The organism is Agarivorans albus (assembly GCF_019670105.1).
Taxonomy (GTDB): domain Bacteria; phylum Pseudomonadota; class Gammaproteobacteria; order Enterobacterales; family Celerinatantimonadaceae; genus Agarivorans; species Agarivorans albus.
The window spans coordinates 2599563-2614099 of sequence record NZ_AP023032.1 but is presented as its reverse complement, the minus strand read 5'-3'; the positions used below and the strand labels follow the sequence as shown (position 1 = coordinate 2614099).

9 protein-coding genes are annotated in these 14537 nt (G+C 43.7%); 5 read left to right on the top strand and 4 right to left on the bottom strand.

Annotated features, from left to right (window positions below):
- Positions 1-2: 2 nt before the first annotated feature.
- A complete protein-coding gene (purT, locus tag K5620_RS11945; RefSeq protein WP_016401892.1) occupies positions 3-1178 on the bottom strand; it encodes a formate-dependent phosphoribosylglycinamide formyltransferase in 1176 nt (391 codons plus the stop codon).
- Positions 1179-1188: 10 nt separating this feature from the next.
- Positions 1189-2034, bottom strand: a complete 846-nt coding sequence (gene cdd / locus K5620_RS11940) for a cytidine deaminase (RefSeq protein ID WP_016401891.1) — start codon at positions 2032-2034, stop codon at positions 1189-1191.
- Between the two features lie 159 nt (positions 2035-2193).
- On the opposite strand from cdd, the gene K5620_RS11935 reads away from it, so the two are divergent.
- Positions 2194-3924: a glycoside hydrolase family 36 protein gene (locus tag K5620_RS11935; RefSeq protein ID WP_051147616.1), complete on the top strand. Its 1731-nt coding sequence runs from the start codon at positions 2194-2196 to the stop codon at positions 3922-3924.
- Between the two features lie 14 nt (positions 3925-3938).
- On the opposite strand, the gene K5620_RS11930 is transcribed toward K5620_RS11935, so the two are convergent.
- Together K5620_RS11930 and sbcB are read right to left on the bottom strand one after the other, a co-directional pair.
- Complete coding sequence (locus tag K5620_RS11930) at positions 3939-4481, bottom strand: hypothetical protein (RefSeq protein WP_016401889.1); 543 nt, start codon at positions 4479-4481, stop codon at positions 3939-3941.
- 76 nt (positions 4482-4557) lie between these two features.
- Positions 4558-5970, bottom strand: coding sequence for an exodeoxyribonuclease I (gene sbcB / locus K5620_RS11925; protein ID WP_016401888.1), 1413 nt, complete (start codon positions 5968-5970; stop codon positions 4558-4560).
- Between the two features lie 256 nt (positions 5971-6226).
- Here sbcB and K5620_RS11920 point away from each other — a divergent pair, with 256 nt between their 5' ends.
- From K5620_RS11920 to K5620_RS11905, 4 genes are all read left to right on the top strand, one after another.
- A complete protein-coding gene (locus K5620_RS11920; protein WP_016401887.1) occupies positions 6227-6997 on the top strand; it encodes a dienelactone hydrolase family protein in 771 nt (256 codons plus the stop codon).
- A gap of 234 nt (positions 6998-7231) precedes the next feature.
- Positions 7232-12310, top strand: a complete 5079-nt coding sequence (locus tag K5620_RS11915; RefSeq protein WP_221077366.1) for a PAS domain S-box protein — start codon at positions 7232-7234, stop codon at positions 12308-12310.
- Between the two features lie 78 nt (positions 12311-12388).
- A complete protein-coding gene (gene pyrC, locus K5620_RS11910; protein ID WP_016401884.1) occupies positions 12389-13423 on the top strand; it encodes a dihydroorotase in 1035 nt (344 codons plus the stop codon).
- A 680-nt stretch (positions 13424-14103) separates the two neighbouring features.
- Positions 14104-14523 (top strand): CBS domain-containing protein, encoded by a 420-nt coding sequence (locus tag K5620_RS11905; RefSeq protein ID WP_016401883.1) that lies wholly within the window; start codon positions 14104-14106, stop codon positions 14521-14523.
- Positions 14524-14537 lie beyond the last annotated feature (14 nt).

Genomic DNA, 14537 nt, shown 5'->3' with positions numbered 1-14537 from the left:
TACTAGTAAGTCACCTTAACATTTGCCGCAACTTGCTTGGCGTTATCTACGGCTTGCTCAATGCTGTCGCTACGATTTAAGGCTACCCCTAAACGGCGCTGACCATTAATGTCTGGTTTAGAGAACAAACGCAGCTGGCTATCGCTAGTATCTAAAGCTTCGGCCAAGCCACTAAAACGAATGTCTTGAGATTTGCCATCGCCCATGATCACTGCCGAAGCGCTAGCACCAAATTGGTGGATTTGTTTGATAGGCAAACCAAGAATGGCTTTAGCATGTAAAGCGAACTCAGATAAGTCTTGTGAAATTAGGGTTACCATGCCGGTATCATGCGGGCGTGGCGACACTTCGCTAAAGAACACCTCGTCGCCTTTAATAAATAGCTCGACGCCGAACAAACCATAACCACCCAGTTCGCTAACAATCTTACGAGCTACCTCTTGTGATTTCGCTAATGCAAGCTCTGACATCGCTTGTGGCTGCCATGATTCGCGGTAATCGCCATCTTGTTGGCGGTGACCAATTGGCGCACAAAAATGAATACCGTCAACGGCACTTACTGTAAGCAAGGTTATCTCGTAATCAAAATCCACAAAGCCTTCTACAATAATGCGACCCGCACCAGCCCGGCCACCTTCTTGCGAGTAATCCCACGCCGCGGTAACTTGGTTGCTATTACGTAAGGTTGATTGCCCTTTACCAGAAGAACTCATCACTGGTTTGAGTACACATGGTAAACCTACATTTGCTACGGCTTGTTGGCACTCTTCTAAGCTATCGGCAAATTGATATGCAGAAGTAGGCAAACCTAGTGTTTCGGCGGCTAAGCGACGAATGCCTTCGCGATTCATGGTGAGTTGGGTAGCACGCGCAGTTGGCGTTACCGCATACCCTTGTTGCTCTAATTCAACCAAAGCGTCGGTGGCAATGGCTTCTATCTCGGGAACAATATGCTGTGGTTGTTCTTTAAGAATTAGGGCTTTTAGCGCCTCTCCATCTAGCATATCTATAACATAACTGCGATGCGCAACGTGCATCGCTGGAGCGTTGGGGTAACGGTCTACCGCAATAATTTCAACGCCATAACGTTGTAATTCAATGGCAACCTCTTTGCCAAGTTCGCCTGCTCCGAGCAATAACACTTTAGTTCCAGAAACGCTTAGCGCAGTTCCTAACATTTAAATACTCCTAAGTTGAAGGATAGTAATGATGGACCATTGGTTTTTGAGAATGTTCCGCGAAATTTTGTAATTCTTGCTTAAAGCTGAATCGATTGTCTTTATGTTCCCATAATTCGAAGCGTTCAACATTGTTTAAGCTCAGGTGATTAAGGGTTAATTGAGATAATAAAGTGAGAAGCGGCGAGAGAGAAGGATTAAACGCTACGTTTTCTAGATAACAGCTCCAAGCGATTACTTTGTCGCCCTGATAAGCAAACATGGCACTTTGTACTTGGGTATAAGGGGCATAGCTAGCCTTAGCAAAATCGGGAGCTTGGCTGGCCTTATCAAGCTTAAGCTTAGCCAGTGGAGCTTGCACGCCTAGATCGTTTGGTCCAAAAGATTGAGGAAGCAATTGAGGGAAGCCATAACTTTGTTGATTAAAGCGCACCTTTAACTGCGCAGCGTTAGCTAACTCGTTGATAAATTGACGACAATAGCCACATGGCGCTGCATTAATCACTAAATCGGTGAGTTCGTCTGCTTGGTGGCTAAGTGCATTAAATATGGCACTCTGTTCCGCATGCAAACTGCCGGTTAGTGGCCCATATTCCAACTCATAGTTAGCGCCTAAAAATAGCTGTTGTTGCTTATCGACCGCAATCGCCCCTACATGGAAGTTAGACTTGGGAGCAAATGAAAAACTGGCTGCTAAAGGTAGCATGCGTTCTGCAAGCTCAATAACGTTACAGCTTAGGATGTTGCATAGTGTTTTGGTTTGTTGGCTATTGAGCATATTTGGCAGTTGCTTGCTGGCCAAAACGGTTTGGAGGGCGTTAGTTAGCGATAGGTCTGCTTGGGTATTTTCTGACATTTCATCGTTCCCTTTAATTTGTCGAACCTAGCAACAAATGTTGATTACTTTGCTAAGACTTCGATTATAATCCGCCTAATTCGTGTTTAGTTAAAATATATCTTTGTTTTAGCTGTTTCTGTGTAGCGCGTAATTTATTGTAACTAAAGGTGTTGATAAGTGTTTTCAAAGCTTGATTCTGTTCTTCGGTTGGTTCGTCAGTGGCAGTTAAGCTCGCCACATGAGCAAGGTTTATACACGCCACAATGGAGTGGGGCGGAATGTGTGATAAGAGTAGATAATTTGTCTGCTCATAGCATGAGCTTAGGGCAGATTGATTTGTTCGACGGCCAATTACCCGACAATGCCAAGTTTCATGGTGAGGGTTTTCAAATGTTAGCGCAGAACTACGGTACTGCGAATAACATCACTGCGATTGGTCGCTGCCCCGATGCAGGAGAGTATCGGCTTAGTGAAGATGCTGATCATTTTACTGCATATAATCAGCTACTTATTGAAAGTAACGGATGTTACATCTTACTGGGTTTTAGTTCATGCCACCGCTTTAGTGGTTATTTTAAGGTATACCCTAGTGGCCGTTTAGTCATTGGTATTGATAGCGATACCCTTGCGATCCCCGCCCACCATTACATCAATAGTGAAAGCTTATTTGTGGCTAGCGGAGAGAGCCGCGAAGCCGTGTTAGAGCAATTTGCCAATGCAATACAGCAGCATCACCCTCGGCTTAGCTGGCCGAGTAAGCCTAATGGTTGGTGCTCGTGGTATCACTATTATGCTGATGTATCCGCAGAGGATATTGAGGAAAATCTTCAACAGCTTATTAGCCCACATGACCACTTAGATTACTTGTTGATTGATGATGGCTACCAAGAGTTTATGGGGGATTGGCTGTATCCGTCTGATCGTTTTAGTGGTGGCGTAGAAGGTTTATGCAAACGAATTAGAGAGCAGGGGAAAGAGCCCGCGATTTGGGTTGCGCCTTTTATTGCGCAAGCAGAGTCTCGGTTGTTTAAGCAACATCCTGAGTGGTTTGTGAAAGGTCAAGACGGTCAGCCTTTAGCAGCAGAAGAAGTAACTTATGGCGGGTGGCGCTGTACGCCTTGGTATGTATTAGATACTACCCAAGTGCAAGTAAACCAGTATCTGCACCAGGTGTTTAGCCATATGTACCACCACTGGGGAGTGAAGTACTTTAAGTTAGACGCTATTTATTGGGGAACATTGGCTAAAGGCTATCGTGCTGATCCCAATAAAACTCGGATTGAAGCTTACCGAATGGGTATGGAAACCATCAATAAAGCCTGTGATGGGCAGGCCTACATTCTTGGCTGTAATGCCCCAATGTGGCCTTCATTAGGTTTAGTGCATGGGATGCGTATTGCCGATGATGTTGAGCGAAATATTGGGCGATTTAAGCAAATAGCTAAAGAGACTTTCTTCCGCAATTGGCAAGATATGCGCTTATGGCATAACGACCCCGACTGTGTGACCTTAAATAATATCCCTAACCAACAGACAGATGAAGACGCTTACAACTGGCACCGGGTGAGTTTATTGGCGAGCAGCGGTATAGTGTTCTCTGGCGATCGCCTAACAGAGCTAGACGATGCGCAGGCTAGCGTATTAAGTGTGCTAGAGAAAAACCAAGCAGACGCGGCCCGTTTTGCTGACTTTAGCTTGCAGCATGCTAAGCAATATCAAAACCAGCAGCTAGTTCGCCAATATTGGTTTAACTGGGACGAGCACAATAGTTTGAATATAGAGCTAAGTTTAGATCAGCAGTGGCAGGTTTTATGGGCTGACAAACGCTTTGTTAGTAAACAAACTGATAAGGGTTTAACCATTTGCTTAGCACCAAATAGCGCGGTGGTATTCGAAAAAAAAGGGTAAATGAAGTGGTGGGTTTAGTATTTAAATTCTAAACCCACTGAAAAATTACTGTCGCCATAGCCAGGGATATCGTGGCTAGAAATAATAGTTCGCATCGACATTTGTTCGTTTAGTGGTGCCACAAACCCTAAGCCAACTGCAATATCAGTTTTATCAACCAAGTAGGACATTTGACGTTGACCAAGGTTATGGTAGACAGAGTCTTCATGTAACTGGTTGTACACCGAGTATTTTGGATCATAGATGTGGCTAAACAACTCTAGTCTAAAGCTGTTAAATGGTGTTTGCACCACTGGCACAGCTACCATGTCGTAAAGCTCAGAATCGGAAAAGTAACTATTTGTTAGGGTGGGCGAGAAGTCGGTATCTTGATAGGTTTTTTCGAAGATTTCGCCTAACACGGCGAATTGCTCGGCACTAAGTCGCAGCAGCGAAGAAGGGCGGAGGTTTTGCAACTCATAGGTGGCGTAACACTTTGGCGAAAAACACAAGGTCGCAGCAACAGCAAGACTTGCTGTAGTAGCTATCGACCATTTGATGTGTTGACGCATTTTCATTTGTATTACTTTACCTTCCCTGAACAGTGTTGATTATAACTTAGGCAGCCAAATAAAATAGTCTTTTGCTCACGTTTTAAAGGTTTTCTATGTAGTTATATAGGCTTTTTAGTATATTTATTTTATTAGTATCATTTTGATACTCACTCATCAGCATTTCTAACTCTGGAAACACCAGCGCAACTTGCTCGGTAATTGAGGCTTGTCGATGCGCTTGCCATTGCTGCAATTCGCTTTCATTTAAACACTCGGGGTAATTGCGTGCCTTGTAACGCAGGATTAATTGGTTAAGCCTTGGATCAGCAAATTGAAACTGCTGTTTGCTAATCAAGTTAGGATCGCTAGAGCGTAAAACTTGCATGAGGTTTTTATCGGCATTGCCAATAAATCCGTTGTATAAGGCAGTATCGGGGTTACTGTCTTGGTCAAACTCACGCTCTATAGCAAATACTTGCGACAGCTTCTGTTCAACCTCAGCTTTGTTTTTTGCTATTAAATCTAAGCTTTGACGACATTGTGCTCGGTTTAAGCCTAACTCTTCCGCTCGTTCCGGCGTTAAGGTGCTAGCTGGGGCGAGTACTGGGCATTTATTGGTGTGAATAAGTTTTACCGGAATCGGCAGTTCATCGGCAGCCAGCTCACTACGTGCGGTATACAGCCGTTGGTGGATTTCCTCTGCACTTAGTGACAGTAAAACGCTGGCGTCTTTGTTTAAGTCGATCACTATCATGGCGTTTTTGTTGATTGGATGCCAAGCAATAGGCAACACCCAAGAGGCACAGCCTTGAGCCGCTCCAAACATTCCCGATATGTGCACCAAAGGTTTGTTGTTGAGTAGATCAAATTGTTGAGCGACGGACTTTTTGTTCCGAAGATTAAGCAAATAGTTGAATAGCTTAGGCTGCTTATCTTTAATCAACTTAGCCATGGCGATGGTGGCGTATACATCTGATACTGCATCGTGGGCATTAGCATGGCTTAAACCGTTGGCTGCAGTGAGCAATTCAAGCCTAAAGCTGACTAAGCCATCGTCACTAGTTGGCCATTCAATACCTTCTGGTCTAAGCGCATAACACGCGCGAACCATGTCGATTAAATCCCAACGAGAATTACCATTCTTCCATTCACGTTCATAAGGATCGAGAAAGTTACGGAATAGGGTATAGCGGGTAACTTCATCATCAAAACGTATGCTGTTATAGCCGACACCACAGGTACCGGGTTGACTAAACTCATTATTAATTCGTTCTATGAAGTCACTTTCAATCAGGCCTTTTTTCATGGCTAATTGCGGGGTAATACCTGTAACCAAACAAGCTTGTGGGTGCGGCACGTAATCATTAGGCGGCTGACAAAACAGCTCAATGGGCTTTCCTATTGGGTTTAAGTCCCAATCGGTACGTATTGCAGCAAACTGACAAGGGCGGTCTCGCCCAGGGTGTACGCCAAAAGTTTCGTAGTCGTGAAATAAAAAAGTGTTGTCACTCATCGCAATAGTTAGTCTTTTTTTGCTTGTTCGTTATCCCGTATAACCATACCACATAATGCGTGAGCTTCTTGGTAGTTGAAGGCTTAACTGTTTAGTTTACAGCCAGTTGTTATTACCAGAGTAAGTTGCTAGTTTAATTTTGAAGCAGCAAGTAATTTAGCAGCGCTTCTCTATAGATACATATTTTCAGTGTTCGAAAACTTTTCTACTACACTGAGCGTAATGCTTGAGGTAATCACGACTATAAGGACATACAATGAAAACTTTTACTTTACTGGCTGGCCTGGCGCTTTCTTTTAATATTCATGCGGCAATGGTAAGCCAAACTGTTACTCATACGATTGGTGACAAAAGCTTTGAGTCCACCTTGGTCTTTGATGATGCCAAGCAAGGACTACCAGCAGTATTAATGGTCCCTAACTGGATGGGTCCTACCGAAGGTTCATTGACTAAAGCGAAAAAAATTGCCGAGATGGGCTATGCGGTAATGATGGCTGATGTGTATGGAAGCGATGTTAGGCCAACCAATGGCGAGGAAGCAAAGGTAGCTGCCACAGCTCTACGTAGTGATCGCCAATTGCTGCGTGAGAGAACCAAAGCTGCTTTAGAAGCAATGAAAAGTAGCCTGCCTAAATCGGCAGATGCTTCAAAGGTAGCGGCCATTGGATTTTGTTTTGGCGGTGGTGCAGTGTTAGAGCTGGCGCGAGCTGGTGAAGAGCTTGGTGGAGTAGTGTCATTTCATGGCAATTTAGATACCCCCAATGCTGAGGATGCTAAAAATATCCAAGCACCCATCTTAGTATTGCATGGCGCCGTTGACCCCTTTGTTCCAGCCGAGCAAGTAAGTAATTTTGAAAAAGAAATGAACGCCGCAAATGTTGATTGGCAACTGATTGCTTACGGCGGTGCGGTACATTCGTTTACTAATCCAGCAGCAAAAAGAGCCGGACAAGCAGAGTACCACCCTAAAGTGGCGGCCCGTTCTTTTGTAGCAATGGATAGCTTTTTTAGCGAGACATTTAATTAACACTCGCTATTTGAGTAAGGCAAATCTGCTTTCTTAAACAAAACGACTAGCATTAATCTAAATACGTCTTCACATTAGTGGAGACGTTTTTGTTTTGAGAATATTTGTTATTGGGTTGAATCTAATCGAATTTTGGCTTTTACAGTGAAGTTCTGTATTTAGTTTGCATTGAGCATTATAGTTAATTTATTCAGTTAAAGAGCTTCATGCTAATGGGCTTATCAAGGATGGATTATGTCGGTTGAGCAGTTATTGTGGGTACTATTTGCCTTATTAGGCTTAATTTTGCTGCTGTTAAATCGACTCCGCAAAACCAATCTCGAGAGCGTGAGTTTACTGCTCAGTTCTAGGAAAAGCATTCTTGTCATATTAGCCATCTGTAGCGCTGCGGTTGCCGTTGTTGCAGCAATCACTAGCATTGGTTTAAAGCAACTTAAGCATCATCAGTTCAATCAATTAGAAGAAGTTATTGGCTCAGTGCTTGATACTGCAGATGCCGGGCTTGATGAATGGAAACAAGGCTGGCAATCAAAAGTTGATGCTATTGCCTTAGACCCAGCATTCCAGCATTTTTCTTATGTGCTTATTGAATCTGAGCATAGTAAAGAAGGGCTTCTTGCTAACCCTGCTTTAGAGAGTTTGCGTCAATCGGTAGATAACTATCGCACTGTGTTTGATGATCTGGGCTTTTTTATCATCTCACGCGATCGCATTAATATTGCCTCTATGCGCGACGAAAACCTAGGCGAAATCAATGTAATTACACGCCACTATCCACATTTACTTAACCGGGTATTTGAAGGCGAAACGGTGGTTATTCCGCCAATTCGCCCAGAAATTGTCTTAGATGGCATGCTGCAAAACAGCGTTAAAAGTGCTCATTCAACCATGTTTATTGCTGCTCCAATAAAAAATGGGGATGGACTAGTTGTTGCCATTCTTACTTTGCGTATGGATCCAGAACGCGAATTTGCTCAATTACTCAAGGGAGCTCGAATTGGTAAGACGGGTGAAACCTACCTTGTGAGCCGCTCGGGTTACATGATTTCACCGAGTAAGTTTGAAGACGATTTAGTTCGTTTGGGCTTGCTAGAGCCCGAGCAATCATCGGTGTTAAATATTCGATTGCAAGTACCAAGTTATACCCGTGAGCGACCCGATTGGACAGAAAGTGGTTACGCGATTATTGCCAAATCTAGCGGCTCAAACTTTCAAGGATATCTAGATTATCGAGGTGTATCGGTAGTAGGAGCGTGGCACTGGGATAAGGATCTGGAAGTTGGTTTGGTATCTGAGATCGATCATGAAGAAGTGATGCAAGGTTATTTGCAGTTTCGTGATGTGGTGTTGTTGGTTTTGGGGTCAGCGCTAGCTTTCTGCATTATTTTGTTTGTGTTGGTATTTGCCTTAGTGCGCAAAATCAACTTGCGACTTAGTGAATCTAAACAGGAGTTAGAGCGGCAAGTTGAGCAACGCACCTACGAGCTGCAAGAGCGTGAAAAAACCCTTTGGGATCTTTATGAGTTTGCCCCAATTGCTTACGCCTCGGTGGATAAAGAGGGGCGTTTTCTGCAACACAATTTAAGTTTTTCTGAACTCATTGAAGTAGAGCGTGATGGCTTTGAAGCACTGTCTTTCCATGACTTTGCAGAGAACCAAGAGCAACGTCAGAAATCTAAAGAGCTACTAGCAGCCGCCTTTGTTGGCCACAGCTTTAACGATGAAGTGCTTAGTATTTTTACGTCCAGTGGCCAGAAAAAAACGGTGAGTATAAACATCGTGCCTAGTCTTGATGAAGAAGGGCATATTCATGTGGTTAAAGTTTCTTTAATCGACATGACCGAACGTTATCAAGCGCGCTTAGCCTTGGCTGATAACGAAGAGCGGATCCGCACCATTGTAGATACTATCGCCGATGGCATTATTTTGATTGAACAATCAGGCATTGTTCGCAGTTTTAGTCCCGCAGCAGAGCAAATTTTTGGCTACAGCGAAGCAGAAGTCATTGGCAAAAACGTAAAAATGTTAATGCCAAGCGACATTGGTGATCAGCATGACCGGATACTGGCTGACTATAAACCCAAGAAAGAATCTTCGGTCATTGGTAATGAGCGAGAGGTATTTGGTCTACGTAAAAATGGTGAGCAGTTCCCCATGGAGCTGGCTGTTAAAGAAGTATTCTTAAAAGGGCAACGCCACTTTACCGGGGTTGTGCGAGATATTACCGCACGAAGAAAAGCTCAACAAAAACTTGCCGATAGTGAACGTCAATTTAGGACCCTAACCAACAACTTGCAGTGTGTCGTTTACCGTATTCGCCTTAAAGAAGGTGAGTATCCAGAATGGTTGTACATTAGCGAGCAAATTGAAGAGCAAACGGGCTACCCGATTAGCGATTTTGTTGGTTTAAATCCAGTTCGTCGTTACAAGGAGCTAGTGCATCCTGATGACGCAGAAGAGAGCCTCGCTCGCTCTCGAGAGCTCAATCAAAAGGGTGGGGCTATTTCCCAAGAGTTCCGCATTATTGATGCATCTGGAAAAGTTAAACACATGCTGCAAAAAGCCTTTGTATCAATGGATGAGGAAGGGCGACCTGCTTATTCAGATGGTGCAATTTTTGACATCAGTGAAATAAAGCAGGTTGAAGCGCAGCTAAGGGAAAGTGAGGAACGACTAGATTCTGCGGCATCTGGTGCCGGTTTAGGCATGTGGGATTACTACCCACAAGAAGATCGCATTGAAGTTAATGCCATTTACGAAAGCATGTTAGGTTACGCGAAAGGTGAGTTGCGAGACGGCGATGGCCTTTGGGCTCGTCTAAAAGGTGATACCGCAACTTGGATGAAGTTGATTCATCCTAGCGATGTTATTACTAACAATGAGAAACTTGAGCAGCACTTGGCGGGTGAGAATGATGTGTTGCGAAATGAAATTCGTCTGCGTTGTAAAAACGGCCAGTATCGTTGGATTTTAACCATTGGTCGAGTGTCTGAGTTGGACGAGCACGGTAAGCCACTGCGGATTAACGGTATCCATGTTGATATTGAAGAAACCAAGAAGTTAGAGGCAGCCCTTAACGAAGCGCGAGCCTTAGCCGATAGTGCCAACCAAGCTAAAAGTGATTTCTTAGCGAATATGTCGCATGAGATCCGCACTCCAATGAACGCCATTATTGGTATGTCTTATTTGGCTCTAGAAACAGAGTTAGACAATAAGCAACGTAACTACATAGATAAAGTCCATCGTTCAGCAGAAGCCTTGCTGGGCATTATCAATGACATTCTCGATTTTTCTAAGATTGAAGCGGGTAAGCTGGACATAGAAAAGATCGATTTTCGTTTAGAGGATATTCTCGACAACCTAGCTAATTTAGTGGGGTTACGTGCAGAGCAAAAAAGTTTGGAGTTGCTGTTTGATATTGACCCTAGCATCCCAACAGCATTAATTGGTGACCCCTTACGTCTAACTCAGATACTGGTTAACTTGTGTAATAACGCGGTTAAGTTTACTGAACAAGGCGTAGTGGTAGTAAAAATAGAGGCAAAACAACAAGACAACAAACAAGTTCAGTTGTACTTCTCGGTTAGCGATACCGGTATTGGTATGACACCAGAGCAGCAAGCTAAGTTGTTTAAACCTTTTTCACAAGCAGATAGTTCAACCACGCGTAAACACGGTGGTACCGGTTTAGGCTTAGCGATTTGTTTAAAACTGACTGAATTAATGGGCGGGAAAATAGCCTTAAGCAGCGAGTTAGGACAAGGTAGTTGCTTCTACTTTGAATTACCAATGCAGATTCAGGAAAACGCGCAAACACTTCGCGATACTAATTCAGCACAACTTAGTAGCCTCAAAGCTTTGGTTGTGGATGACAATGCTAATGCTCGAGATATTAATCAACAAGTGCTAGAGAGCTTTGGCTTAGAAGTTGAATCTGCCTCAAGCGGTAGCGAAGCCATAGCGCTGATTAAGGAACATGCAGAAACGTCGGCCTTTGATATGGTATTCATGGATTGGAAAATGCCAGATATGGATGGCGTACAAACTGTCCAGCATATTCAGGATCAGGGCTTTGACCTAGACGTAATAATGGTGACTGCGTTTGGTCGTGACGAACTCACTAAAGAAGCTGAAGCAGTTAACATTGATGCGGTGTTAACTAAGCCTGTCACGCCGTCTCATTTGTTCGATACAATTGTGCAAGTACGTAAGATCGAGGTGCTAGAACAAACTCGTAGAGAAGCGCAGCAGCAGGGGGCCAACTTAGATATTGCTCAGTTACAGGGAGCAAATATTTTGGTCGCTGAAGATAACGATGTTAACCAAGAACTAATTACTGAGTTACTCGGTTCCAATGGATTAAATTGCACAGTGTGTGACGATGGCTCACAGGCAGTTGAATACCTAAAAGAAAACAAGGTTGATGGGGTACTGATGGACTGCCAAATGCCGGTGATGGACGGGTATACTGCAACCAAAGTAATTCGTTATCAGCTAGGCCTAAAAGAGCTGCCAGTTATTGCGCTTACTGCAAATGCCTTGGCGGGGGATAGGGAGAAAGCGATTGAAGCAGGAATGAATGATCACATTCCTAAGCCAATTAATGTGAATAGCTTGTTTAGCACGATGGCTAAATGGATTACGCCCGCTTCACCAACTACGGTTAATCAAAGTGGACAATCAGCTAAGGTAGCTAATGATCAAGACCTAAAGTTGCCAGAGATTGATGGCTTAGATACCGAAGCAGGCTTGGCGAATGCTGCTGACAATAAAGCTTTATATTTGAAGTTGATCGGCAAATTTGCAAACGAAGAAAACACTCCGATGGACGATCTAAATACTGCTTATACTGAAGAGCGTATTGATGAATTGCAGCGAATTGCTCATACCATAAAAGGTGTTACGGCTACGCTGGGTGGGCAAGCGGTGTCCGATTTAGCTGCGGTTGTAGAGCAACAAGCCGAAGAAAATACAGTTCAGCCAAGCAGTATTGAAGCGCTAGGTAAGCAACTAATACCACTTCAACAAAGCTTGCAAGAGTTTGTCTCCCAAGTTGAAACAACTGAAATAGCAGAAGAGGGCGCTTTACAAAGTGTAAGTGAAGAAGAGTTATTGAGTTACTTGCAGCAGTTGGCGCAACTACTTGATGACTTTGATGGTGAGAGTAACGATTATCTCGATAGCCACGACTGTATTTTGCAAACCTTCCCGGCACAGGCGAAAAAACTACAAATGCTTATTGAGGAATACGATTACGAAGCCGCTGGAGAAATTGTGCAAGAGATGCAGCAACAAGTGACTAAAAAAGCCTAGTAATTTCCTGGGGTGGCAAGACTTGCTAGCCAAGTTCGGGTAGACTTTGCGCCAATTATTTATACCTAGGGGATAGTTGTGACTCAAACACTTACCATTACCAGACCGGATGATTGGCACCTTCACTTGCGCGATGGCGCTATGTTAGAGGTAGCAGCAAATGCTACCGCTAAGCACTTTTCTCGTGCCATCATCATGCCTAACCTAACCCCACCAGTTACTCAAGTTGCTGATGCTCAAGCTTATTATCAGCGCATTAAACAGGCTCTTCCCGAGCAAAGCCAGTTTGAACCATTAATGACGCTTTATTTAACCGATGCCACTACCCCTGAGATAATCGCAGACGCAGCGGCAAGTGGAATTGTTAAAGCATGTAAATTGTATCCGGCCAATGCCACAACTAACTCTGCCCATGGCGTAACCGACGTTGCCGCTCTTCGCCCGGTATTTGAAGCAATGGCAAAACATGGTTTGTTACTGTTAGTTCACGGCGAGGTGACTCACGCTGATATCGATATCTTTGATAGAGAAGCAGCATTTATCGACGCTCACATGCGTGGTTTGGTGGAGTCACTGCCTAACCTCAAAATTGTCTTTGAACACATCACTACCGCCGAAGCGGCTGAATTTGTAATGAATGCACCAGACAATGTAGCTGCAACCATTACGCCACAGCATTTGATGTATAACCGTAATCATCTGCTAGCAGGTGGTTTACGTCCTCATAACTACTGTCTGCCGGTGCTTAAGCGTCAAACTCACCAAAAAGCTTTACAGCAAGCAGTGGCTAGCGGTACCAAAAAGATATTTTTAGGAACGGATTCGGCTCCTCATGTTCAAGGGGCTAAAGAAAGTGCCTGTGGATGTGCGGGTTGTTACAGCGCACCTGCCGCCATTGAATTGTATGCCGAAATTTTTGAGCAACTAGGTATATTGGATAAACTTGAAGCCTTTGCTAGCTTTAATGGCCCAGATTTTTATGGCCTACCAAGAAACACTGATACGATTACTTTGACCAAAGAAGCTTGGCAGGTGCCTGGTTCGGTAAAAGTTGATGGTGAAAACTTAGTGCCATTCTTTGCTAACGAAACTTTAAACTGGCAAGTTAAATAGGCAAAAAAAGAGCCCTTTGCTCTAGAGCAAAGGGCTTGCATAATCGTGTAATGTTTACACAGCAATAGGTAACTAAACGCGTGACTAAGTTAGCGACTCAGTCGAGATAAATAATAACCACGCTGGACCAATCAGGCTATTACCCAAATGGGTGAAATTTAAAAGTTAATAAATTTCCCATATATTTTAATGCCTTGCATACTCCTCACTGTTTAACAAAGCAAAAAAAAGCCCTTTTACATAAGTAAAAGGGCTTGCGTAAAATTTGTGTAAAGGTTGTACACAGCAATAGGTAACTAAACGCGTGACTAAGTTAGCAACTCAGTCGTGTTAAATACTATCTTTGAACTCGCTCTCTCTCCATTCCCCAAATGGGTGAATTAGCTACTTATTTCACCCAAGCTTATGAAATTGAAGACAAAAAAAGACCCTTTGCATTGGATAACAAAGGGCCTGCATAAATTTGTGTAAAGATGTACACAGCAATAGGTAACTAAACGCGATGACTGAGTTAGCAGCTCAGTCGATATAAATACTACTCCTCGGCCATTATTCTCACCATTACCCAAATGGGTGAAATTTGCCATTGATAGCTTAAATGCCAGCTTGTATGTGCTAGCTGGAGTAATTCGACTACGCCAACTAAGCTAACAGTAAGGCAACTAGCAGGAGTAAAGGTTATGCCCGAGAACCTCAAAGTGCGCGATTACATGTTAATGCGCCCGGTTTGCTTTACCGCAAAACAACCCATCGCAGAAGTTGTACATAGCTTGCTAGAGCATAAACAACTAGGTGCTCCGGTGATTAATGAACAAAAGCACGTTATCGGTTGGATCTCCGAGCAAGACTGCTTAAAGAGTTTGCTTGAAGCTACATATCATTGTGAAACGGTCTCGTTAGTGGAAGATTTAATGCGCAGTGATGTGCTAAGCGTTGGCCCCGAAACCAGTATTTTAGAACTTGCCCAAAGCATGTTAATGCAAAAACCTAAAATGTATCCGGTCATTGAGCAGGGCAAGCTACTGGGCCTAATTACTCGTGAAGAGGTCCTAGCTGGCATCGATAAACATCTACATAGTTGCTATAAGCAGGTGAGTTAGACTTGTTTTCTTAA

Coding starts and splice junctions, on each gene's coding strand:
- purT (WP_016401892.1), bottom strand. CDS start 1,178: ATGTTAGGAACTGCGCTAAGCGTTTCTGGAACTAAAGTGTTATTGCTC.
- cdd (WP_016401891.1), bottom strand. CDS start 2,034: ATGTCAGAAAATACCCAAGCAGACCTATCGCTAACTAACGCCCTCCAA.
- K5620_RS11930 (WP_016401889.1), bottom strand. CDS start 4,481: ATGAAAATGCGTCAACACATCAAATGGTCGATAGCTACTACAGCAAGT.
- sbcB (WP_016401888.1), bottom strand. CDS start 5,970: ATGAGTGACAACACTTTTTTATTTCACGACTACGAAACTTTTGGCGTA.
- K5620_RS11920 (WP_016401887.1), top strand. CDS start 6,227: ATGAAAACTTTTACTTTACTGGCTGGCCTGGCGCTTTCTTTTAATATT.
- K5620_RS11915 (WP_221077366.1), top strand. CDS start 7,232: ATGTCGGTTGAGCAGTTATTGTGGGTACTATTTGCCTTATTAGGCTTA.
- K5620_RS11905 (WP_016401883.1), top strand. CDS start 14,104: ATGCCCGAGAACCTCAAAGTGCGCGATTACATGTTAATGCGCCCGGTT.